The following is a 21906-nucleotide window of genomic DNA, read 5'->3' as shown; positions in this document are numbered from 1 at the left end:
GTTGAAGGCGAAGGTGTCCTTCTCGGTCCAGGCCTTGATCACCAGGTCATGCGCTTCCAGGTAGCGCTCGCGCAGCTGGCTCGGGTTCTGGCCATAAGCGAAGCAGGTGTCCATTGGCGTGCCGACGGGGAAGCCGGCGATCAGCCTGCCGCCGCTGATGACATCCAGCATGGCGAATTCCTCGGCCACGCGGGTCGGCGGGTTGTACAGGGCAAGCGAATTGCCCATGACGCAGATCGGCACCTGCGTCGTCCGCCGCGACAGCGCCGAGGCGATCAGGTTCGGGCTCGGCATCAGGCCGTAGCCGTTCGAGTGGTGCTCGTTGACGCAGATGGCGTCGTAGCCGCAGTCGGCGGCGTACTCCAACTCGTCCATGAAGTCGTTGTACATCAGGTGCGCGCGCTTCGGATCGAAGAGCGAGCTGTGGATGTCCACCCAGACCGAAGGATGCTTCTCCCGGAAGTCGTCCGGGAGCTCGGTATAGGGCATCAGGTGGAACCACATCATCTTCATGGCCGACCCTCCGGGATCACGGGCGGGCCTGCCATGCGGGATGGCGGCCGCCTTCTGCCGGAAAGCCTAGCCTGCTATTGGTTCCGCCTGGAAGGGCCGACCGCGACCGGCCCGCTCACCCGTTCGCGCGGCCGTCCTGCCCATTGGCCGCGTCGGGCTCCAGCATCGCCTCGGCCTCCCGCTTCAGCCGGCCGTAGCTGCGGACCGAAAAGAACAGCATCCCGGCATAGAGCAGGCTCGCCACCGCCAGGGCCGCCCAGGGCTCGGTCAGCAGAACCGCGACATAGGCGCCGACGCCGAGAAGCAGGGGCAGCACGTATTCCGCCGGCACCTTGAAATTCTTGAAGCTCCAGGCCGGCAGGGTCGAGACCATCAGCCCGCCGACCACCACCAGCAGCACGCCGGAAACGGCCGGGTGCCGCGCGGCGGCGGCCAGCCCAGGCAAGTTCCATTCGGTGAAGGTCAGCGCGGCGAAAAGCGGGAACAAGGCGAGCCCCGCCCCAGCCGGGGCCGGCACGCCGGTGAAGAAGTTTTGCGCATAGGCTGGCTTCGGCGGCGGGCCGGTCAGCGCCAGGGCGGGCGCCTCCTCAAGCGAGGCATTGAAGCGCGCCAGCCGCAGCGCGGAACAGACGGCGAAGAGCAGGCAGGGCGCGAAGCCGATGCCGCGCGCGTCGTGCAGCGTCCACATGTACAGCACCAGCCCCGGCGCCACGCCGAAGCAGAGGAAGTCCGACAGGCTGTCGAACTCGGCGCCGAAGCGGCTGGTCGCCTTCAGCAGGCGGGCGATGCGGCCGTCGAGCCCGTCGATCGCCGCGGCGACGACGATCAGCACCGCCGCCTTCTCCCATTCGGCGTCGAGCGCCACGCGGATGGCGGTCAACCCGGCGCAGAGGCCGAGCATGGTCAGGATGTTGGGCACCAGCCGGTTGAAGGAGGGGCCATGGTAGCGGGGCCGCGTGCGCGGCCGGAAGCGGCGCAGCCGCCCGCGCAGCCCGGCGCTCCGCGGTCCCGCGCCGCTCACGGCAGCACCCGCGGCGGCGCCAGGTCGGCGATCACCGTCTCGCCGCCGATCATGGTCTGGCCTTCCACCACCAGCGGGCGCAGCCCCACCGGCAGGTAGACATCGGTGCGGCTGCCGAAGCGGATGATGCCGAAGCGCTCGCCGGCGATCACCGTGTCGCCTTCCTTGATGTCGCAGAGGATGCGGCGGGCAATCAGCCCGGCGATCTGCACGACCGCCATGTCGCGGCCATCCGGCAGCTTCAGCGCGATGGCGTTGCGCTCGTTGTCGACGCTGGCCTTATCCAGTGAGGCGTTGAGGTACTTGCCGTGGCGATAGGCGATTCGGGTCACCGTGCCGTCGGCCGGCACCCGGTTCACGTGCACATCGAGCACGCTGAGGAAAATCGCCACCCGCCAGCGCGGCGCCGGGCCGAGGCCGAGTTCCTCCGGCGGCACCGCCGGCATGACGCTGACGATATGGCCATCCGCCGGGGCGAGGACGAGTTGCTCCCGCTCCGGCCGGATCCGCTTCGGGTCGCGGAAGAAGTAGAGGCAAAGAGGGTGAAGATCGTGCCGAGCCAGAAGAGCCAGGCGCCGAGGAGAACCCCGCCGACCAGCGCCACCGCGACGCCACCGATGATGAAGGGCCGACCCGCCGGATGGGGCGGGGACAGCACGAGCCGCAGGCTGCGTCCGAGAGACATGGGCGCGGTTTATGGTGTGTTCACCCCCATCGGGCAAGCTGGGCGGGTGATGCAGCCCCTGATCGTCGGTCCCTTCGCCGTCACCCGGGACGGTGCCCTGCAGCCCAGGGAGGCCTCGCCCCCCTGCCCTGCGCTTTTCCTGGCGCGGCCGGTGCTGCGAAGCCGCGGTGGCGGCAGATGGCCTGCATATCGCGGCCATCGCCGGCCGCATCCCCTCGACCGCCGAGCCGGGCGCCGACCGACCCACCGCCTTCGAGACGGTGGCGACGCTGCCCGGACCCTGCCGCCGGGCTGGCGGGTGCAGCTGCTGCCGGACCACCGCATTCGGCTGGAAGCGGCGACGGACCGGGCGGAGCCCCAGACCGCGACCAGTGTGATCGCCGCGATGGTCCGCTTCGCCCTCGTGCTCGACCCCTATCTGGACCGGCTGGACTCCGCTTCGGCCGGGCCGTCGGGCAAGCTGAACAGCTGCCCGGGATAGATCCGGTTCGGGTCGCGGATCTGTTCCCGGTTCGCCTGGTAGATGACCGTGTAGCGGGTGCCGCGGCCATAGACCCTGCGGGCGATCCGCCAGAGATTGGCGCCGGGCTGCACCACCAACCGGCCATTGGCCAGCAATTCCTCCTGCACCCGGTCGCGCTGGAAGGGCAGTTCGATGCGCGCGGCGACGCTGCCGGCGGCGGCCAGCTGATCGACCCTGAGGGTGTGGCGACCGAAGCTCGGTTGGCCGGCGGGGGTCAGCGTCCAGCGGCCTGCCGGGCCGGCCACCGCGTCCCCGGCATGCTCGCGCCCGACACAGACCCGCACGGTCGATCCCGGCGGAGCGCTGCCGGCGAAGCGCATGCCGCCGGCCTCGTCGTAATCCACCACGTCGAGGCCGAGGCGCTGGCGGCCCGCCGCGGCCTCCGCCGGCAGCTGCAGCGGCCGCGGCGCGGCGCCGGCGGCGGTGGTCGCGGGCAGCAGCATGGCCATGGCGCCGGCGGCCTCCGGGCGGGCCAGCGGCATGCCGGCGGCCGGCTGCGGCGGCGCCTGGGCCACCTGCGACTCCGGCACCACCAGCAGCAGGGTCTCGCGTGAGCGGACCGGGTCGCCGCCGGGGCTGCGGGCGAGCAGCGACAACTCCTTCGGCCCGGGCGGCAGCGGATCGCCGGGCAGGATCACCCATTCGCCGCGGGAATCGGCCCGGGCACGGCCGAGCTCCCGCCCGCCCTCCAGCAACTGCACTTCCATGCCCGATGCCGCGCTGCCGGCGGTGACTAGCATGCCCCGGGCGCTGACCCGGGCGACGTGGAAGCGTGGCACCTCAGCCTGGGCATTCGGCGGGGCGGGTTCGGCGGCAGGCGGGGCGGCCTGCGGCGGCGCGGCCTGGGATGCGGCTGCGGGCAAGGGTTCCGTGCCTGGCCGGGGCCCGAAGCGCGGAAAGGCGTCGGGCACCATCAGCCAGGCCGTCCCGATCGCCGCGACCACGATCAGTCCGGCGAGACCGATCTGCCCAAGCTTGGTCGCTTCCATCATGATTCGTTAACTAAACGTGGGTGCCGCCCGGCAGCGAGGGCAGGGTACCGCGGGCCTCGGCCGCGCCAAGTGAACAGGTGCGCGCGCGGCCTGCTCGGCCGGCGGGTGGATCGTGCCCCTGCATCCCGGCGTCGGCCGCGGCTATGCTGCGGCACGGCACAGGCGGGGGCGGCGGAGTCATGGACGACCAGACATTGGTCCGGGTGAGGGTCTGGGATGGCTGGGTTCGCCTGGTCCACTGGTCCATCGTGGCTCTGATCGGCCTGTCCTGGTGGAGCATCGAGACCGGCCGCATGCGGATCCATTACCTGTCCGGCTATGCGGTGCTGACCCTAGTGCTGTTCCGCATTGGCTGGGGCTTTGTCGGCTCGGACACCGCGCGGTTCGGCCGGTTTCTGCGCTCGCCGGCAGCGGCGCTGCGGCACCTCTGGCATTTCCGCCGGCCGGAGCCGGACCAGGAGATCGGGCACAATGCCGCAGGCGGGTGGATGGTGCTTGTGCTGCTGGCGCTGCTCCTGGCGCAGCCGCTGACCGGGCTGTTCTCCGATAGCGGCTATGGCGATTACGGGCCGCTGGCCAAGACGGTGGCGGCCGAGACCAGCGACCGCCTGACCGGCCTGCACCACCGCATCTTCAACCTGATCCTGCTGACGGCCGGGCTGCATGTCCTCGCGGTGCTGGCCTATCGCTTCATCAAGCAGCACGATCTGCTGCGGCCGATGCTGACCGGCTGGAAGCTGCTGCCGGTCGGCATGCCCGCGCCGCGGCTCGGCTCGCCGATCCTGGCGGCCGCGCTGCTCGGGGCGGCGGCGCTGACGGTCTATGGCGTGTCGCGGCTGGGCTGAAGATCCAGCTGCGCCGGCCGGTCAGCGGGCCCGGAAGGGCCGGTGACAGCTGCCGCAGAATTTCGGCCCGGTCTCGGCATAGGCGGCGGCGAAGGCCGCCGTGTCGCCGGCGCCGGCGGCCGCCTTCAGCGTGGCAAGCTGGCCGAGCAGGGCGGTGTTGACCTCCTGAAACTTGCCGAAATCGGTCCAGATCGCCGGCAGCGCCTTGGTGTCACCGGTGCCCGAGCCGGGCGGGAACAGCGCCGGCAGGCCACGGTACCAGGCGATCATGTCGTCGATGCGGGGCTCCAGCGCGCGAACGTCGCCCCTGGCCTCGACCACCGGCTTGATGGCCTCCATATGGGCACCCATCCGCTTCAGCCCGGCACGCCGCTCGGTGATCACGTCGGTTTGGGCCAGGGCGCCTCCCGCCAGGGCCATCAATCCAGAGTCGCCAATACGGCCTTCATGCGCATCATTCAGAAATCCCCGGTCCGCTTCGGTATGTGGTTTCATACCGGATACGATGATGTTCCGGGGAATTCGGCCGGCTGGCAAGGGAAGCGCGACCGGCACGCTCATTCCGCGCCGCGATGATCGCGCGGCCGCGTCTCCGGCCCCTGCCCGATCCGTGCCAGGATGCGGCATCCTTCGGAGAGACCAATGCCCCAGCATATCCGTTCGGTCGCAGTCTTCTGCGGCACCCGTGCCGGCACCGACCCCGCGCACCTCGCCGCCGCCCGCGCGCTCGGCGCCGGCCTCGCCGCGGCGGGGATGACCTGATCTATGGCGGCGGCGGGGTCCGGGCTGATGGGCGCGGTGGCGGCCGGGACGATCGGCGGCGGCGGGCGGGTGCATGGAGTGATCCCGGATTCCTCACCCGGGTCGAACGCCCGCATCCCGACCTCGCCGAACTCGAGGTCACCACCAGCATGCATACCCGCAAGACCCGGATGTTTGAGCTGGCGGACGCCTTCGTCACCCTCTCGGGCGGGCTCGGCACGCTGGACGAGACGGTCGAGATCATCACCTGGCGGCAACTCGGCCTGCACGACAAGCCGGTCATCATCCTCGACATCAATGGCTGGGCGCAGCCGCTTCCCAGCGGTGGTCGAGGACATGATCGCGCAGGGCTTCGTCGATCCCAGCAACCGCCGGCTCTATGCGGTGGCAGCGGACGTGCCGGCCGCGCTCGGCCTGTTGCAGGCGGCACCGCCGCCGGACACCGCTGCACCGCCGGAACGTCTCTGACCCCGCTTGCCCTGCCGCGCGTCGGGGGTTATATGCCCGCTCCCGCAAGGCACCCACCGCTGCGGGGTGGCAGCCCGACCGACGGAGCGTAGCTCAGCCTGGTAGAGCACTGTGTTCGGGACGCAGGGGCCGGAGGTTCAGATCCTCTCGCTCCGACCACGTCGGGCAAGGCCGGAAAGCCCCGCCAGCATCGCTGGCGGGGCTTTCTTGGTTGGTGCTCAGCGCTGGCCGGCGGCCCAGAACATCAGCCATTTCGCCGGAAAGGCCCAGGCGATGCCGGCGATGACGAAGAAGGGCACCTGCAGCAGCCAGTGCCACTGAAGCACGTGGTCCGCCGCCATCAGCACCAGGCCGACATAGACGAAGAAGGCGAGGAGCCCGGCGGGGAGGGCGATGGCGATGCGCGACATGCGGGGCAGATGCACCCGCCATGCCGCGGCGCCAAGCCCCCGCCGCAGCGGCACGGTTGCCGCCGCCGGCCCCGGATGCTTTTAGTGGCCCGCCCGTCGTGCCGCAGGCCGGTCCGGGTGCCCGAAGATTTCAGCAGGACCGGCCATGACCGAGACGCACGCCGACCTCGACCTCCGCGACCATATCCGCGGCATCCCGGATTTCCCGAAGCCGGGCATCCTGTTCTACGACATCTCCACGCTGCTCCGGCACGGCCCGGCCTGGCGTGCGGCGATGGAACGCCTTGCCGCCATCATCCGCCCCTACAAGCCGGACATGCTGGCCGGGATCGAGAGCCGCGGCTTCCTGGTTGCCGCGCCGCTCGCGCTGGAACTGGGCCTCGGCTTCGTCATGCTGCGCAAGCCGCGCAAGCTGCCGGGCGCGACCGTTGGGCTCGACTATGCGCTGGAATACGGCACCGACCGGATCGAGATGCAGGCCGATGCGGTGGCGCCCGGCCAGCGCGTGGTGGTGCTGGACGACCTGCTGGCCACCGGCGGCACCATGGCGGCCGGCATCGGCCTGCTCCGCCAGGCCGGTGCCGAGGTGCCACTGGTCGCGGCGCTGATCGAGCTGACCTTCCTCGGCGGCCGGCAGAAGCTGGACGTGCCCTTCGAGGCGCTGCTGCAGTACCAGGACTGAGGCCATACGGCTCCGGCCGTGCCAGAGCGATCAAGGGCTAGCCAGCGGTCGTCCGGCATGGCGACATGCCGGGGGTCGCAGGCCCGAATGGGCTGGGCCTGGAATTCCAGGCGTGCACCAGCATGGCATCCCCCGGGCCGGCCCCCGCCGTCCCGAACGCTGCCATGCGAAGCCGGGGAGGACATCGCGATGCAGGCTCGCCCGATCCTGTCCCGCCGCGAGGGATTGCTGACCGGCCTTGGCGCCATTGCCGCCACGGGCTGGCCGGGCGCCGCCCGGGCGATCCTGCCGGCGGTCGCCACCCTGCTGGTCCCGGGGCCAGAAGACGGCGCCTTCGCCCGCTTCGCCGGCCGCCTTGCCACCTCGCTCGGCCGCGGCGCCGCCACCGCGATCTCGCTCCGCAGCAACGTGCTCGGCGGGCCGGACGGCGTCACCGCCGCCAACCGCTTCGCCACCGAAGGCGCCCCGGATGGCCGCACCCTGCTGGTCCTGCCCGGCCTCGCCGCGCTCGCCCGCATCATCGGCGACCCGCGCGCCCGGTTCGATGCCGCCGGCTGGCTGCCGGTCTGTGCCGCGCAGGGCTCGGCCGTGGTGGTGGGGCGGGACGCCATGCCGGCCGCCGGCGCCGCGCCACGCTTCGGCCTGGCGGGGCCGGACATGCCGGGCGCGGCGGCGCTGCTCGGTTGCGACCTGCTCGGTTTCGCCACCAGCCCGGTCATGGGCGCCGTGCCGCTGCGGCTGGAAGCGGCGCTGGGCCAGGGCATGGTGGACGCCACGCTGCTGACCGGGGCCGACCTGCCGGCCCGCATCGCCACCATCGGCGCCAAGCCCTGGTTCACGTTGGAGCCGGCCGGGCTGCGCGATCCGCTGCTGCCGGAGGTGCCCTCGCTGTTCGACCTGGCGCTCGGCGGGGCGGCCGAGCTGCGGGCGGCGGCCATCGCCGCGGCGGGCTGCGCCCGGCTGCAGGCGGCGGTGGTGCTGCCGGCGCTGACCTCGGCCAACCTAGTCGCGGCATGGCGCAGCGCGGCCCAGCGCTGGCTGGACGAGGAGACGCGGCTGGGCTGGGCGCCGGGGTCCGGCCATTGCCGGGGGCCGATGCCGCCCCGCTGCTCGCGGCGCTCAGCCCCGCCCCCGCGGTCTCGCTGGCCTATCGGGAGTGGCTGCTGCGCCGGCTCAACTGGCGCGCCGACTGATGCTCAGCCGCCCGGCGTCTCCGCCGCGCGCCAGGCCTGCAGCTTGCGGTAGATCGTCGACGGATTGATCTCGAGGAGCGAGGCGGCGCGCGGCACGTCCTGCCCAGTCTGCTCCAGCGCCGCCAGGATCAGCCGCCTCTCCATCTTCCAGAGCGGCTGGATTTCGATCGCGGCTTGCGGCGGCTCCGGTGGCGGGGGCGCCCAGGCAGGCGGCGGCGGCTCCGGCTCCGTCAGGATGGACGGCGGGGCGGGTGCCGCCAGGGTGGCCTCGGGCGGCGCGACGGCGACCGGCAGGGCGGCGGGCGGCATCGGCGAGGCTGCCCGCGGCAGGGCACGCAGCAGCATGGCCGGCAGCATCGCCGCCTCGAGCCGCTCCCCGTCATGCATCACCACCGCGTTGCGGATGGCATTCTGCAACTGCCGCACGTTGCCCGGCCAGGCATAGTTGCGGATCGCCGCCTCGGCCTCCGGCGCAAAGCCGCGGAAGCGCTTTCGCTCCTCCCGGGCAAAGGCCTGCAGGAAGGTGCGGGCGATCAGCACGGGGTCGCCGTCGCGCGCCCGCAGCGGCGGCGAGCTCGATCGGCACGACGTACAGGCGGTAGTAGAGGTCCTCGCGGAACCGCCCTGCCTCCACCTCGGCCAGCGGGTCGCGGTTGGTGGCGCAGACGAAGCGGACATCCACCTTCTCCGGCTTCGAGGCGCCGACCGGCTGGAAGGTCCCGGTCTGCACGAAGCGCAGCAGCTTCACCTGCATCTCGAGCGGCATCTCGCCGATCTCGTCGAGGAACAGCGTGCCGCCATCCGCCTGGCGGGCGGCACCGATGCGGTTGTCGGTGGCACCGGTAAAGGCGCCCTTCACATGGCCGAAGATCTCGCTCTCGAGCAGGTCGCGCGGGATGGCGCCGCAGTTCAGCGCGACGAAGCCGCCGTGCCGCTCGCTCACCTTGTGCACCGCCTCGGCGGCCAGCTCCTTGCCGGTGCCGCTCTCCCCGGTGATGAAGATGTTGGCGCGGCTCTTCGCCACGCTCTCGATGGTGCGGTAGACCGCCTGCATGGCGGCGGAGGCGCCGATGAAGCCCTGGAAGCGGTCGCGCGCGGCGCCCGACCGGGCCGCCTTCAGCTCGGTCTCCAGCGCCCGGTTCTCGATCACCAGCCGCCGCTGCTCCATCGCGTTCTGCAGCGTGAAGACCAGCTTGGCCTTGGGATAGGGCTTGGGCAGGAAGTCGGTCGCCCCCCACTTCATCACCTCGACCGCAGTGTTCATCGAGGCATTGGCGGTGATGACGATGATCGCCGCCTCGAAGCCCTCCCGCCGCAGGGTCTTCAGCACGTCGAGCCCGGAGCCGTCCGGCAATTCGAGGTCGAGCAGGATCGCGTCTGGGTCCCAGGCGCGGGCATGGTCCAGCGCGGCGGCGGCGGTTTCGGCCACGCGGACGGCGTGGTTCAGGTCCCGCAGATGCGCCTTGGCCACCTCGGCCTGGGTCGGGGTATCCTCGACCAGCAGGATGCGGCCGCCAGGGGTGGTCATGTGGCCGTCATGCGCCGGCGGAGTCGTCGCCCGCCCGGGCGGCGAGCACCGCCAGTTCCTGCAGCGCAGCGGCCGCCTGGGCGCGGATGATCGGCACCATCTGCGCCGGCGGCATGCCTGAGCGCGGGTCCATGGCCACCCGGGCGGTGCGTTCCAGCATCACCGCGCCCACTGCGGCCGCGGCCCCGGCCAGGCTGTGCGCGGCGCGGCGATAGGCGTCGAGGCTGCCGGCCAGGCCGGCCTGCTCGAGCTCTCCCGCCAGGCGACCGAGGTCGTCTTCGAAGGTTTCGACGATGCGCCGGAAGTCGTCCGGCGGCAGGTCCTGTGCCAGTTGCTCGGCTATGGTGGGATCGAGTGCGGTCACCCCCATTGCGTCGCATCTGGCGCGGCGATGGTCAATCGCAACGTGGCGCCTGCGCCTACTAGCGTTGTGCCCAGGGCGTGCGCTGCCACAACCCACGGTAATCAGCCTCTTGCGCCCGCAACCGGGCGAACCAGGCTTCCCCGTCTCCCAGGCCGGTTCGGTGAAGCGGTCTTCCAGCTGCTTCACGAATTCCGGGTCGCGGGCGATGTCCCCGGTCGCCTCGCGCAGCCGGGCGAGGATCGCGGGCGGCGTGCCGGCCGGGGCCACGACCCCGCGCTCCGACGCCATCTCGACCGGGAAGCCCAGCTCCTTCAGCGTCGGCACGTCCTGGCGGAAGCGGCTGCGGACCGCGCCGCCCTGCGACAGGATCCGGAAGCCGTCCGGCACCTGCATGACGGCGCCAAGGTTGAGCCCCATGCAATCCACCTGCTTGCCGAGGATTGCGGTGCGCAGCTGCGGGTCGCCCTGGAAGACCACATGGGTCATGCGGATGCCGGTCGCCGCCTGCAGCAGGACCAGCTGCAGATGATCGTCAGTGCCGACGCCGGGGGAGGCGTAGGTGAGCTGGTCCGGCTTGGCCCGCGCCGCATCCAGCAGGTCCTTGAGGCTGGCATATGGGCTGGAGGCGAGAACGGTGATGGCGCTCGGATCCTTCACCAGATTGCCGAGCGGGGCGAAGTCATCCAGCCTGAACTGCGCCTGCCGCTCGATCGGGATGGTGATCAGGCTGGGGTAGTTGGTGGTGCCGAGCGTATCGGCCGTCCGGCTTCGCGCGCGCCACGCTGGACAAGGCGAGCTCCCCGCCCGCGCCGGGGCGGTTGGTGACCACGACGGTGCCGCCGAGCCGCTTCTCCAGCGCCCGCGCATAGCTGCGGGCGTCGAGGTCGGTGCCGCCGCCAGCGACGAAGCCGACGACGATCTCGATCGGCCGGTCCGGCCAGCGCGGCTGGCCGAGCGCCGGGGCGGCGAGCAGCGCGCCGCCTGTCGCCAAGACCGTCCGGCGGGTCATCTCCGACTGGCGCGGCCGATCTGGGGCTCCTATGGCGCCCGGCCGATCGGACGTGCTCATGCTGCCTTGCCCTCGTTCGAGTCGCGCCAGGCGATCAGCCGGCGGAGGCCTTCCTTCATGTCCACCTCGGGCTTCCAGCCGATGGCGGCGTAAGCCGCCTCGTGCGCGATGCGGAAGGCGCCGCCGCTGGTCAGTCGGACTTTGCCGGGCTCATTGCCGACGAACTTCGGCGCCGGGCCGCCACCGGCCAGCTCCGTCACCAGCTGCACGAGTTCCAGCGTCGTCACCGGCGCGGGGCCGGAGGTGTTCACCGCGACATCGGTCGCCGGGCTCTCGAAGGCCATCCGGTTGGCCCGGGCCAGGTCACCGACATAGACGAAATGCTTGGTCTCGGAGCCGTCGCCGAAGACCTCTGGCGGCTCGCCGCGGCGGACCTTCTCCAGCGTCTCGATGATGTAGAGCGCATTGGCGGCGCGGTAGTGCTGGCGTTCGCCATACACGGTCGAATAGCGCAGGACGACGTAGTCTTGGCCCCACTTCCGGTACGCGTCGCGGCAGAGCTGCTCGCCGATGATCTTGCTGGCGCCGTACAGGATGGCGGCCGGCGGGGCGCCCTGGCTGTGGAAGGGCGTGCTTTCCACCAGCTCGCCGGCGACGCCCGGCCCGTAGCCGTAGGTGGCGTTCGACGAGGCGAAGACCACCTTGCCCACCTTGTTGGCGCGGCAGGCCTCAAGCGCGTTCTGCACGCCGCGGATGTTCACATCCAGGCCGGACCAGGGGTCGCGATCCATCGACAGGGTCATGTAGGCAGCCAGCTGCAGCACGCCGGCCATGCCCTCGGTCGCCCGCAGCAGGTCGGCGATGCGCATGACGTCGCCGCGCACCAGCTTCAGCCGCGGGTGGTCCTTCAGGTGGGCGACGGCGGCATCCGAGCCGAAGGCGGAATTGTCGAACAGCACCACCTCGGCCGCGCCGTGGTCCAGCAAGCTCCCCGCCGTGGCCGAGCCCACCAGGCTCGCCCCGCCGACGATGCAAAAGCGGTTGCCGGCGATCGGCACGGCTGGGTTTCCTGGCATGTCTCACTCCCGCGGGCTTGCTTGGCCGGCATCCAAGCGCGCCCGGCGGCGGAGGGAAGGGCGCCTCATGCCGGCGGTCGATGGCATCGACCACCGGCATGATCGTTTCCTGCCCTCGATCGCCGGGCGCAAACCTCCGGTTCGCTGGGCTTCGCGCCACTGGGCGCTGGGACCGGTCAAGCGACCGGTCCGCCGGGATCAGCCGCCCGCCGGGGGCATGGCAGCGCCGCTCCGTCCCTCACGCTCAGCGAGCCGTCGCTTCGGCGGCAGGGGCGGCCGCGGCGGCAGGGGCAGCGGCGCCTCCGCCGCGCAGCCGAGGCAGAGGCCGAATCGCCGCAGCGCCGCCCGCGGGTCGGGTGGCTCGGCGAGCGTGCTCCAGGCGGCGACCAGGATGACGGCCACGACCAGCGGCTCGAAGGGCGAGCCGGTGCGGCAGAAGGGCAGCGCCCAGGTGCCGCGGATCGGCCAGAGCAGGCGCAGGCCCTGCGGTGTCAGCAGGTCGCCCAGCAGGTGGCTGAGATAGCCGGCGACCAGCGGCTCCGCCCAGCGCGCCGGCAGGATGCCCTGGCGCAGCAGCCAGCCGCAGCCGAGCACCGCAAGCAGCGAATGGGTGATGCCGCGATGGCCGAAGATGCCGGCGACCAGGTCCGAGACCGGCCGCAGCCGCCGCCCGACCCAGCTCTTCGGGTGATCGACATCCGGCAGCAGCCCGCCGAACACCGCCAGCGCAAGCGCCTCGGGGTCCAGTGGCGGTCGGCCGAGATGGGGGCGGCGGCAATCCAGGCCGCGGCGCCGAGGGCGACATGGGAGCCCGCCAGCATGGCGGTGGAGACCTTTCGCCCCTATGGGCGCAGATTTGGCCTGAACTCCCTGCTAACGCACGGAATGTCCAATCTTTTCCGCAGGTCGTCACGCTCAGACGGTCTGGCGCACCGGGGCGATGCATTCGAAGGCCAGCATCTTCGCGACGAAAGCCTCGGGCAGCGCCATCGGCCGATGCGCGCCGAGGCTCACATTCACATAGGCCAGCCGGCCCTCGACGAGCAGCGCATCGTCGCGGAAGCAGGCCATGCGGAAGCCGAGGCTGGTACGGCCGATGCGAGCGACGCGGGCGGCAACCAGCAACTCGTCGTCGTAGCGCGCGGAGGCGCGGAAATCGAGGTTGGCATTGGCCAGGACGATGTCGCAGCCATGCTTCGCCAGCCCGTCCGGCGCCTTGAAGCCGATGGCGCGCATGTATTCGGACAGGGCGACGTCGAAATAGGTCAGGTAGTGCGCGTTGAAGACGATGCGCTGCGGGTCGAGCTCCGCCCAGCGCACCCGCAGGCGGTGGGCGAAGGCGAAGTCGGTCAGGGCGGAGGGGGCTCGATCATCCCGGCAGGATAGGCTCAACCTGGCGAGAGGCGTTTGAGCGATATCAGGAAGCGCTCGGCGGCCAGCTCGGGCGGCCAGGGCCGCCAGGGTTCCGAGTCGTAGAGCGCCGCCAGCGGGTCGGCCGCCAGCACCGCGGCGCGGATGCCGAGCGTCCCGCGCACCTCCTCCCGCGTCCAGCCGGCGACATGCACCGCCTCCGCCGCAGCGAGGGCGATGTCGCAGGATTTGTGGACACGCTTGGCCTCGGGCGTCCAGGCCGGCAGGGCGTAGCGGAGCGCGACGGCGGCCGAGAGCCGGTCCTGCAGCGCGGCGAAGCCGGTGCCGAGGAAAGGCTTCAGCGGCGAGATGCAGTCGAAGCCGAGCAGCCCTTCCTCGGCATCGTGCAGCAGCTCACGCCGCGCCTCTGCCTGCGCCAGCCCGCCCCTGGCCTTCGCCCGGCGGAGCGCCAGCACGGCCAGCGAATGCTGCGCGACCGAGAGCGGCGCGCCCGGCCAGGTCGAATGCCCGCCCCAGCGGAAGGTGCGGGACAGGCCGATCGCCAGGTCCTCGTCCGTCCAGTCGAAGGGGCGTCGGCGCCAGCAGGTCGAGGCGGCGGCCGGAGGGCAGCCGGACCCAGGCACGGGCGGCAGTGGATAAATCCATTCAGAAGCGGGGCGCGGTGATGTCGAACTCGTCCATGACCGCTAGGTCCTCATTGAACCAGGCGGCGATGCCGGCGCGGCGCTGGCCGATATACTCCGGGCGGCATTGGGCATCGAGCCGCATGGTCAGGTCGTGGCCGGGGATCAGCAGCGTGCCCGGCACCTGCCGCCAGAGCGTCCAGATGCGGTCGAGGCTGGCACGGCTGGCGCCGGCATCCATGGTCATGTCGGTCGCCATCGACAGCAGCTCGGCGCGGTTCTTCGCGGCATCGCCGGAAAAGACCACCGGATGCTCGTTGCCTTCCAGCCGGTAGACCAGGCAGCCCGGGGTATGGCCGGGGCAGAGATGCGCGGTGAAGCCGTCGAGGAAGCGCTCGCCATCCGCCAGCAGGTGCAGCCGCGGATGCCGCGCCAGGTCCTGGACGTAGAGCTCCGGCAGCGGGTTGAAGCCGGCGGGGACGGCAGTGGCCCAGTCCATCTCCACCTTGCCGATCCAGACATCGGCATTCGGGAAGAGCGTGTAGTTCACCGAGTGGTCCCAATGCGCATGGGTCAGCACGACGTCGGTGACGCTGGCCGGGTCGCTGATTCGCGGCCTTCAACTGGCGGCCGGATTCCGGGCGGACGGCGAAGGCGCCGACATCGATCAGGATGGTCCGGCCATGGCCGCGCAGCAGCGCGATGGTGCTCCAGCCGAGCCCGCCATGGCAGAGCGACTTGCCGGGATAGCCCTGGATCAGCACGTCGATCGAATACATGGCGCCTTCCTTCCCCTTGGTCCGGCAGAGGTCGCGGCGGCGCGGCGCCGCGTCAATCCGGCGGCAATCCCTTTGCTGCAACGCAGCGGCAGCCTAAGGGACCCGCGATGACCCTCTCCCGCCCACTGGTCGGCCTCGGGCTCATGCTCGCCTCGACCATGGCCTTCGCCGGCATGGGCGCCTGCTTCCGCCTGGCGATCCAGGACGGGCTGCCGCTGCCGCTGGTTCCCTTCGCCCGTGGCGCCTTCACCCTGCTGATCCTCGCGCCCTGGCTGCTGCGGCAGGGCGCGGCGGGGCTGGCGACGCGGCATCCGCGCGGCCATGCGCTGCGCTGCGCCGCCGGGATCGCCAGCTTCATGCTCTACATCCTGGCCATCGCCTGGATGAAGCTGGCCGATGCGGTGGCCATCATGCAGGCCAAGCCGCTCTGGGCGCTGCCGCTGGCGGTGCTGCTGCTGGGCGAGCGGCTGCGGCGGGACCGGGTGCTGGCGGCGCTGCTGGGCTTCCTCGGCGTGCTGGTCATCGCCCGGCCGGATGGCGCGCTGTCCTGGGGCGCCTTGGCCGCGGTCGGCAGCGGCATCAGCGGGGCGCTGGTGATGGTCGCCCTGAAGCGGATCTCGGGGACCGAGCCGCCGCCGCGGGTGGTCGCCTGGTACGGCCTCGCCTCGGTCCTGGTCTGGGGGCCGGTTTCGGCCTGGGTCTGGGACGCGCCCTCGGGCCTCGCGCTGGCCTGGCTGCTCGGCGGCTCGGCGCTGGCGGTGACGGGCGACATGCTGCTGCAACCGGCCTCCCGCCGGGCGGAGATCGGGCTGCTGGCGCCTATCGAATATGTCGGCATCCCGGTCAGCGCCGCCATCGGCCTGCTGCTCTTCGGCGAGCAGCCGGGCTGGGGCCTGGCCGCCGGCACGGCGCTGATGCTGGCGGCGACGCTCTGGCTGGTGCGAGGCGCGCGGCGCGGCTGAGCCGCCCAGCCCGACGAGGCTTGCCCCGACTCTGGCCCCACGCGCATGGTCGTCGCCTCATGCGCATGCTGCACACCGCCGACTGGCACCTGGGCCGGACCCTCAATGGCGCGTCCTTCCTCGAGGACCAGGCGCATATGCTGCGCGGCCAGTTCCTCGACATCCTGCGGGACCGCCGGCCCGACGTGCTGCTGATCGCCGGCGACATCTTCGACCGCGCCGTGCCGCCGATCGAGGCGATCGAGCTGCTGGACGAGATCCTGCGCAAGGCGATCCTCGACCTCGGCATCCCGGTGGTCCTGATCCCCGGCAACCACGACGCCACCGAACGGCTCTCCTTCGCCGCCACCCTGCTGCGCGGTTCGGGCCTGCATATCGCCGATTCGGCGCTCGGCCGGCCGATCCCGATGCGCGACCGGCATGGCGAGGTGTGGATCCTCCCTTCCGGCTATGCCTCGCACCTTCTGCTGGCGCGGCTTTTCGTCGGCGAGCCGATCGCCGACCACGATGCCGGCTTCGGCTATGTCTGCCGCCACCTGATGCAGCAATGCCCGGCCCGCGCCCGCATGGTGATGGTGGCGCATGCCTTCGTCGCCGGCGGCGAGGAATGCGAGAGCGAGCGGCTGCTGGCCGTCGGCGGCGCCAAGGCGGTCTCCCCGGCGCGGTTCGAGGGCTTCCACTACGTCGCGCTCGGCCACCTGCACCGGCCGCAGGACCTGGCCGCGGGGCGGATCCGCTACAGCGGCTCGCCGCTGGCCTACTCGTTCAGCGAGGCGGGCCAGGCCAAATCGGTGACGCTGGTCGAGCTGGACGCCGCCGGCGGGGTGACGACCGAGGCGATCCAGTTGGCGCCGAAGCGGGCGCTGCGCCGCCTGTCCGGCGAGATCGCCGGGCTGCTGCGGGACGCCCCGGCGGCGGGGCGGGAAGACTGGCTGCACGTGACGCTCACCGACCGCGACCGGGTCTGGGACGCCATGGCGCGGCTGCGCGAGGTCTATCCCAACGTGCTGGAGCTCGCCTTCGCCCGCGATGCGGCGATCGCCGCGGCGGATGGCCCGGTCGGCCGCGCCAAGGGCGGCGAGCCGCTCGACCTGCTCGGCGCCTTCTATGCCGAGATGAAGGGCGAGGCGCTGCCCGAGGCCGCCCGCCCCGTTGCCATCGCCGCGATCGAGGCGGCGGAGGCCTGAGATGCGGCCGCTGCGCCTGACCTTGCAGGGATTCTGCGCCTATGCCGGGCGGCAGGAGATCGACTTCGCCGGGCTCGCCGGCAACCGGCTGTTCCTGATTGCCGGCCCGACCGGTGCCGGCAAGACCAGCCTGCTGGACGCGCTCTGCTTCGCGCTGTTCGGCGAGAGCAGCGGCGAGGAGCGCGGGCCGCAACATCTGCGCAGCCACCATGCTGACCCGGCGCTGCCGACCGAGGTGACGCTCGACTTCGCCCTCGGCAACGCCACTTGGCGCATCCGCCGGCGGCCGCAATGGGACAAGCCGAAGCGCGGCGGCGGCACCACGCGGGTCGGCGGCGAGGTCGAGCTCTGCGAGCTGCACGGCGAGGAAACGGGCAAGCCGCTCGACCGCGATGCCGAGGTGCGAGCGAAGGTCGAGGAACTGCTGGGCTACCGCGCCGCGGAATTCCGCCAGGTGGTCCTGCTGCCGCAGGGCCGCTTCCGCGAGTTGCTGGTGGCCAAGCCGGGTGACCGGCAGGACATCCTGACCCGGCTGTTCCAGACCGCGCTCTACCGCCGGATCGAGCAGCGGCTGGCGGAGGAGGCCAAGGCCGCGGCGCAGGACTGCCAGCGCCTGGGCGATCGGCGGAAGGTCCTGCTGGACCAGGCCGGCGCTGCCGACCACGCCGCGGCGGCCGCGGCGCTCGAGGCACGGGCGGCGGCGCTGGCCGCGGCCGAGGCCGCGGAGGCGGCGGCCGCTGTCGCGGAGGCCGCGGCGCGCGGCGCGGCCGAGGCGGGGCGCGACGCGGCCCGCCGGCTGGAGGAGGCGCGGGAAGCGGTCGCCGCGCGCGACGCCTTGCAGGCGAAGCAGCCCGCGGTGCGGGAGGCGGAGGCAAGACTGGAGGCCGCCCGCCGCGCCGACCGGCTGCGCGGCGCGGAGGTGGGGTTCGAGGCCGCCGCCGCCCGGGCGGCCGAGGCAATGGCGGCGGCTGCGGCCGCCGAGGCCGCCGAGGCCATGGCGCGAGCGCGCCTCGCGCTAGCCGAGGCCGCCCTGGCCGATGCGGCGCCGCGCGAGGCCGAGGCCGCGGCGCAGCAGGCGGAAGCGACGCGCCTCTCCGGCCTGCTCGACCGGGCGGAGAAGGCGGCCGCGGCGACCCGCAATGCGGCCCAAGCCGCCGAAGCAGCGCGGCAGGCGGCGGACCGGCAGGCCGCGGCCGAGGCCGCCGCGGCCGAGCGCGCCGCCGAGATTGCGACCGCGTCCGAAGCGCTGGCGGCGCGCGAGGCGGTGGCGGCGCAGGGCGAGCGGCACCGCCTCGCGCGCGACGCCGCGGCGGCGGTGGCGCGCGACCTGGCCGCGCTGGACGCCGCAGGTGTGCGGTGGCGCCAGGCGGAGGGCGCGGTGGAGACGCAGCGCAACGGCCTTGCCGCGGCGATGCGCCAGGCCGAGGCGGCGCGGGCCGCCCGGCAGGCCGGGGCCGCCGCCCTCGCCGCCGATCACGCCGCGCGACTGGCGGCGGCGCTGCGGGAGGGCGAGCCCTGCCCGGTCTGTGGCGGCACGCACCACCCCGCCCCCGCCCGCCCGGCCGACGAGGCGCTGCCCGAGATGCCGCGGCTGGAGGCGGCTGAGCTCCAGGCCGTTTCGGCGCTGGAGTTGGCCCGGTCCAAGGCGGCCGAGGCGGAGGCGGGGTTGCGCCTCGCGGCGCAGGCGCGGGACGACCTGCTGCTGCGGCTGGGCGAGGCCGCGTCCCGCCCAGCCGAGGCGGCCGCAGCCGAGCTGCGCGCGATCAGCGCCGCGCTGGCCGAAGCCGAGGCCGCGGCGACGGCCCTGCCGATGCTGCGGGCGACGGCCGAGACCGCGCGCGGCGCGGCGGAGGTGGCGGCGCGCCAGGCGAAGCAGTCCGCCGAGGCGGCGCAGGCCGCCGCGACCGAGGCCGCGGCCGCCGCCGCCATGCGCGATGCCGTGCTGGACGCGTTGCCCGCCGGCCTCGCCGCGCCCGAGGCGCTGCGCCGGGCAGCCGCGGCCGCCGCGAGCCGCAGCCGCAGCCTGGCCGAGGCACTGCAGCGCGACCGCGAGGCACGCGCCGCTGCCGAAGCAGCGGCGAGCGCCGCCGCGGCCGAGGCCGGGCGCGCCGGCGCTGCGGCGCGGCTGGCCGAAGCGGCGCGGGCGGCGCAGGAGGCATCGCTCCTCGGCCAATGCAGCGCGGCCGGGTTCGAGGGGATCGCCGGCTTCCGCGCCGCGCTGATGGCGGAGGATGCCCAGGCGAAGCTGAAGATCCGGATCGACGTGTTCCGCGACAGCCTGGCCGCCGCCGAGTCCCGCGCCGCCGCCGCCGAGGCCGCCTCCCAGGGACTGGAGCCGCCGGACCTCGCCGCTTTGGCCCTGGCGCTGCAGGTGGCCGGCGCCACGCATCGCGCGGCGATCGACGCCGCCGCCGCGCAGCGCGAACGGCTGGCCGCCGGCCGCCGGCTGCTGGGCGAGATCGAGGCGGCGGAGCGCGGCATGGCCGTGGCCGAGGCGGCCTACGCGGTGCGGCAGGACCTGGCCGAACTCGCCTCCGGCCGGAACCGGAAGAAGCTCTCGCTAGAGGGCTTCGTGCTGCGCAGCCTGCTGGACGAGGCGCTGGCCTCGGCCAACCGGCGGCTGCGCGGCATGCTGAAGGGCCGCTACACCATCCGCCGGGTGGAGGAGCCGGAACGCGCCAATCGCGCCGTTGGGCTGGATATCGAGGTGCTGGACGAGTGGAGCGGCGCGGCGCGGCCGGCCGGCACGCTCTCGGGCGGCGAGGGCTTCTGCGCCTCGCTCGCGCTGGCGCTCGGCCTGGCCGACACGGTGCAGGCGCATGCCGGGGCGCGGCGGATCGATGCGCTGTTTGTCGACGAGGGCTTCGGCACACTGGATGCCGAGGCGCTGGAGACGGCGATGGAGGTACTCTCGGCCCTGCAGGACCAGGACCGGATCGTCGGCGTCATCAGCCATGTCGCAGAGCTGCGCGACTGGATCCCGGCGAAGCTGGAAGTCACGCCCGGACGCCGCGGCAGCACCGCGGCGTTCCGGGTCGGCTGAGGGGCATCAGTAGCTGGCGAAGATCCGGGCGATCTCCGCCGGATCCTGCGTCACCGTCAGGGCCAGCGCCAGCAGGATGCGGGCCTTCTGCGGGTTGAGATTGTCGGCCGGGATGAAGCCCGCCTCGGCCAGCTTCGTCGTCGGGAAGACCCGGCCGCTGCCGGCGCGGGTCGACTGCATGACAACGACGCCCTGCTCGCGCGCTTCCCGCAGCGCCGCCGCATCACCGGGCGTCACGAAGCCCGGGGCGAAGCCGGCGGCAACGATCCCCTTGGCGCCGGCGGCGACGAAGGCGCGCACCGCCGTACCGTCGGCATCGGCGTGGCTGTAAGCGATGTCGACCCGCGGCAGCGCCGCCAGCCTGCGGATGTCGAACTCCGTCTCCGGCGCGAGCCTGCGCAACGGGCGGCGGTACCAGGCCAAGCCATCGCCATCGGCATGGCCGAGCACGCCGAAGTCCGGGCTGCGGAAGGTCTGCATCCGGCCGGTGGAGGTCTTGGTCACCTCCCGCGCCGCCTGGATCTCGTCGTTCAGCAGCACCAGCGCGCCAAGGCCGCGCGCCTCCGCGCTGGCAGCGACCCGCACCGCGTTGACCAGGTTCAGCCCGGCATCGGTCGAGAGCGAGGAGGCCGGGCGCTGCGCGCCGACGACGACCACGGGCACCGGCACCTTCAGGGTGAGGGAGAGGAAATAGGCCGTCTCCTCCAGCGAGGCGGTGCCATGGCCGATGACGATGCCGGCGAGGTCTGGCGTCTCCGCCACCAGCTTGTCGCAGAGCAGGACCAGTTCCCGCCATTGCTGCCAGCCGATCTGCGGCGAGGGGACGTTGCGGTAGGGCACCGCAAAGACCTCGGCGACCTGCTGGACATTCGGGAAGCGGTCGAGGATGCCGCCGGCCTGCAGCATGACGCCATTGGCGCCGTAGTTGACGTAATCCAACGGGCCCTTGCCGATCGAGGCGATCGTCCCGCCGGTGCCGATGAACGCTACCTTCTTCACGCCGCTGCCCTTTCCTCGCCGGCAAGGCCGGCGATGCAATCGTCGACCGTCAGCACGTCGCCGAATTGCAGGTAGAAACCAATCAGCGCGGCGGCATGCTCCGCATCCGTCACCGCCGCGCAGCCGTCGCTGACCATGACGGTGCGGAAGTTCAGCATCATGGCATCGCGGGCACTGCTCTCGCAGCAGACGCCGGTGACCGTGCCGGTGATCAGCACCGTGTCGAAGCCGCGCGCCCTGAGTCGCGCCGGCAGCTTCGGAGCTGCCCTGAATGAAGGCGCTGTAGCGGTACTTGCGCACCATCTCGTCGGCCGGCTGCACGTCGAGCGCCGGCCAGAGCGCGTGGCCCACCGTCCCCTCGCTCATCGCCGCGGCGCGGCGGGCGCGGGCGGCGGGCGTCGCCATGCCCTGCATGACGGACCATTCGGTCTCGCAGCGCGCATCGAAGGTGTTCTGGATCCAGAAGATGCCGCCACCGGCCTGGCGCAGCGCCCCGGCGAGGCGGTTCACCGCGGGCACCACATGCTCGGCCATCGGGCACCAGGCATGCGCCACGTCCTCCCGCATGAAGCCGTTCTGCAGGTCGACCACCACCAGCGCGGTGCGCTGCGGGTCGAGCCGGGCGAAGGGGTGCGGCGTGCCGCAGCGCGGCGACGCGGGCCTGGATGCTTTCGGGCAGCGTGAAGGGGTGCATGCGGGGCCCTCTCGGCGGGAATGCGGGCCGGAACTGCGATCCTCGGCCGGCTCTGGCGGCCGGTGCGGCAGGGTAGCCCGCGATCGCCCCGGCTGGAAAGCCGCGGCGTCGGCCGAGGCCCGCCGGCAGGCCGAGACGTTCCGCCGCTTGGCCGCATCCGCCACGGATCGGCCGCGT

23 protein-coding genes, 1 tRNA gene and 2 pseudogenes are annotated in these 21906 nt (G+C 72.7%); 10 read left to right on the top strand and 16 right to left on the bottom strand.

Annotation, left to right across the window (positions count from 1 at the left end):
• Positions 1-30: 30 nt before the first annotated feature.
• The 3 genes and pseudogenes from ACQ86J_RS25720 to ACQ86J_RS25710 form a co-directional block, all read right to left on the bottom strand.
• Positions 31-375 (bottom strand): annotated as a pseudogene (locus ACQ86J_RS25720) (LLM class flavin-dependent oxidoreductase); the annotation flags it as partial.
• Positions 376-628: 253 nt separating this feature from the next.
• Positions 629-1534: a CDP-alcohol phosphatidyltransferase family protein gene (locus ACQ86J_RS25715; RefSeq protein WP_431267768.1), complete on the bottom strand. Its 906-nt coding sequence runs from the start codon at positions 1532-1534 to the stop codon at positions 629-631.
• Positions 1531-2192 (bottom strand): annotated as a pseudogene (locus tag ACQ86J_RS25710) (phosphatidylserine decarboxylase). Before ACQ86J_RS25710 ends, ACQ86J_RS25715 begins: the two are co-directional and overlap by 4 nt.
• Between ACQ86J_RS25710 and ACQ86J_RS25705 the strand changes: the two are divergent.
• The gene (locus ACQ86J_RS25705) at positions 2086-2700 is read left to right on the top strand and encodes a hypothetical protein (protein WP_431272746.1); all 615 of its coding nucleotides are present in this window, start codon (positions 2086-2088) and stop codon (positions 2698-2700) included. The pseudogene ACQ86J_RS25710 and the gene ACQ86J_RS25705 overlap by 107 nt on opposite strands.
• Here the strand turns inward: ACQ86J_RS25705 and ACQ86J_RS25700 are convergent.
• Positions 2634-3734 carry a LysM peptidoglycan-binding domain-containing protein gene (locus ACQ86J_RS25700; protein WP_431267767.1) on the bottom strand — a complete coding sequence of 367 codons (1101 nt, stop codon included), beginning with the start codon at positions 3732-3734 and terminating at the stop codon, positions 2634-2636. The two genes, ACQ86J_RS25705 and ACQ86J_RS25700, sit on opposite strands and share 67 nt — an antisense overlap.
• 248 nt (positions 3735-3982) lie before the next feature.
• On the opposite strand from ACQ86J_RS25700, the gene ACQ86J_RS25695 reads away from it, so the two are divergent.
• Positions 3983-4579 (top strand): cytochrome b/b6 domain-containing protein, encoded by a 597-nt coding sequence (locus ACQ86J_RS25695; protein ID WP_431267766.1) that lies wholly within the window; start codon positions 3983-3985, stop codon positions 4577-4579.
• Between the two features lie 21 nt (positions 4580-4600).
• On the opposite strand, the gene ACQ86J_RS25690 is transcribed toward ACQ86J_RS25695, so the two are convergent.
• Positions 4601-4999, bottom strand: coding sequence for a c-type cytochrome (locus ACQ86J_RS25690; RefSeq protein ID WP_431267765.1), 399 nt, complete (start codon positions 4997-4999; stop codon positions 4601-4603).
• 338 nt (positions 5000-5337) lie between these two features.
• On the opposite strand from ACQ86J_RS25690, the gene ACQ86J_RS25685 reads away from it, so the two are divergent.
• Together ACQ86J_RS25685 and ACQ86J_RS25680 are read left to right on the top strand one after the other, a co-directional pair.
• Positions 5338-5901 (top strand): LOG family protein, encoded by a 564-nt coding sequence (locus ACQ86J_RS25685; RefSeq protein ID WP_431272531.1) that lies wholly within the window; start codon positions 5338-5340, stop codon positions 5899-5901.
• Positions 5892-5968 (top strand) — tRNA-Pro (locus ACQ86J_RS25680). The genes ACQ86J_RS25685 and ACQ86J_RS25680 overlap by 10 nt, the downstream gene beginning before the upstream one ends.
• Before the next feature lie 59 nt (positions 5969-6027).
• Here ACQ86J_RS25680 and ACQ86J_RS25675 read toward each other — a convergent pair.
• Entirely contained in the window at positions 6028-6273 is a 246-nt protein-coding gene (locus tag ACQ86J_RS25675) for a DUF2842 domain-containing protein (RefSeq protein WP_431267764.1), read from the bottom strand.
• Positions 6274-6364: 91 nt separating this feature from the next.
• Between ACQ86J_RS25675 and ACQ86J_RS25670 the strand changes: the two genes are divergently transcribed.
• Positions 6365-6901 carry an adenine phosphoribosyltransferase gene (locus ACQ86J_RS25670; protein ID WP_431267763.1) on the top strand — a complete coding sequence of 179 codons (537 nt, stop codon included), beginning with the start codon at positions 6365-6367 and terminating at the stop codon, positions 6899-6901.
• A gap of 189 nt (positions 6902-7090) precedes the next feature.
• Positions 7091-8146 (top strand): hypothetical protein, encoded by a 1056-nt coding sequence (locus ACQ86J_RS25665; RefSeq protein ID WP_431267762.1) that lies wholly within the window; start codon positions 7091-7093, stop codon positions 8144-8146.
• On the opposite strand, the gene ACQ86J_RS25660 is transcribed toward ACQ86J_RS25665, so the two are convergent.
• The 9 genes from ACQ86J_RS25660 to ACQ86J_RS25620 form a co-directional block, all read right to left on the bottom strand.
• Complete coding sequence (locus ACQ86J_RS25660) at positions 8098-8520, bottom strand: helix-turn-helix domain-containing protein (RefSeq protein WP_431267761.1); 423 nt, start codon at positions 8518-8520, stop codon at positions 8098-8100. The genes ACQ86J_RS25665 and ACQ86J_RS25660 overlap by 49 nt on opposite strands.
• Positions 8474-9622 carry a sigma-54-dependent transcriptional regulator gene (locus tag ACQ86J_RS25655; protein ID WP_431267760.1) on the bottom strand — a complete coding sequence of 383 codons (1149 nt, stop codon included), beginning with the start codon at positions 9620-9622 and terminating at the stop codon, positions 8474-8476. Before ACQ86J_RS25655 ends, ACQ86J_RS25660 begins: the two co-directional genes overlap by 47 nt.
• A gap of 7 nt (positions 9623-9629) precedes the next feature.
• On the bottom strand, positions 9630-10643 hold the full coding sequence (locus ACQ86J_RS25650; protein WP_431267759.1) for a tripartite tricarboxylate transporter substrate binding protein: 1014 nt from the start codon (positions 10641-10643) through the stop codon (positions 9630-9632).
• 22 nt (positions 10644-10665) lie between these two features.
• The gene (locus ACQ86J_RS25645) at positions 10666-10995 is read right to left on the bottom strand and encodes a Bug family tripartite tricarboxylate transporter substrate binding protein (protein WP_431267758.1); all 330 of its coding nucleotides are present in this window, start codon (positions 10993-10995) and stop codon (positions 10666-10668) included.
• 56 nt (positions 10996-11051) lie between these two features.
• Positions 11052-12053, bottom strand: a complete 1002-nt coding sequence (locus tag ACQ86J_RS25640) for an NAD-dependent epimerase/dehydratase family protein (protein ID WP_431267757.1) — start codon at positions 12051-12053, stop codon at positions 11052-11054.
• A gap of 216 nt (positions 12054-12269) precedes the next feature.
• Positions 12270-12791: a metal-dependent hydrolase gene (locus tag ACQ86J_RS25635; protein ID WP_431267756.1), complete on the bottom strand. Its 522-nt coding sequence runs from the start codon at positions 12789-12791 to the stop codon at positions 12270-12272.
• Positions 12792-12986: 195 nt separating this feature from the next.
• Complete coding sequence (locus ACQ86J_RS25630) at positions 12987-13463, bottom strand: acyl-CoA thioesterase (protein ID WP_431267755.1); 477 nt, start codon at positions 13461-13463, stop codon at positions 12987-12989.
• A complete protein-coding gene (locus ACQ86J_RS25625) occupies positions 13460-14065 on the bottom strand; it encodes a hypothetical protein (RefSeq protein WP_431267754.1) in 606 nt (201 codons plus the stop codon). The genes ACQ86J_RS25630 and ACQ86J_RS25625 overlap by 4 nt, the downstream gene beginning before the upstream one ends.
• A gap of 22 nt (positions 14066-14087) precedes the next feature.
• Entirely contained in the window at positions 14088-14645 is a 558-nt protein-coding gene (locus tag ACQ86J_RS25620; RefSeq protein ID WP_431267753.1) for an MBL fold metallo-hydrolase, read from the bottom strand.
• Between the two features lie 7 nt (positions 14646-14652).
• Between ACQ86J_RS25620 and ACQ86J_RS25615 the strand changes: the two genes are divergently transcribed.
• The 4 genes from ACQ86J_RS25615 (at position 14653) to ACQ86J_RS25600 (ending at position 20036) form a co-directional block, all read left to right on the top strand.
• Positions 14653-14955 (top strand): hypothetical protein, encoded by a 303-nt coding sequence (locus tag ACQ86J_RS25615; RefSeq protein WP_431267752.1) that lies wholly within the window; start codon positions 14653-14655, stop codon positions 14953-14955.
• A complete protein-coding gene (locus ACQ86J_RS25610) occupies positions 14952-15806 on the top strand; it encodes a DMT family transporter (protein ID WP_431267751.1) in 855 nt (284 codons plus the stop codon). The genes ACQ86J_RS25615 and ACQ86J_RS25610 overlap by 4 nt, the downstream gene beginning before the upstream one ends.
• A 65-nt stretch (positions 15807-15871) precedes the next feature.
• Positions 15872-16993, top strand: coding sequence for an exonuclease SbcCD subunit D (locus ACQ86J_RS25605; protein WP_431267750.1), 1122 nt, complete (start codon positions 15872-15874; stop codon positions 16991-16993).
• Between the two features lies 1 nt (position 16994).
• A complete protein-coding gene (locus ACQ86J_RS25600) occupies positions 16995-20036 on the top strand; it encodes an AAA family ATPase (RefSeq protein ID WP_431267749.1) in 3042 nt (1013 codons plus the stop codon).
• Positions 20037-20042: 6 nt separating this feature from the next.
• On the opposite strand, the gene ACQ86J_RS25595 is transcribed toward ACQ86J_RS25600, so the two are convergent.
• Entirely contained in the window at positions 20043-21893 is a 1851-nt protein-coding gene (locus ACQ86J_RS25595) for an isochorismatase family protein (RefSeq protein ID WP_431267748.1), read from the bottom strand.
• Positions 21894-21906: the final 13 nt, after the last annotated feature.

The organism is Dankookia sp. P2 (assembly GCF_050632255.1).
Lineage (GTDB): Bacteria > Pseudomonadota > Alphaproteobacteria > Acetobacterales > Acetobacteraceae > Paracraurococcus.
This window is presented reverse-complemented; position numbering and strand designations above follow the sequence as displayed.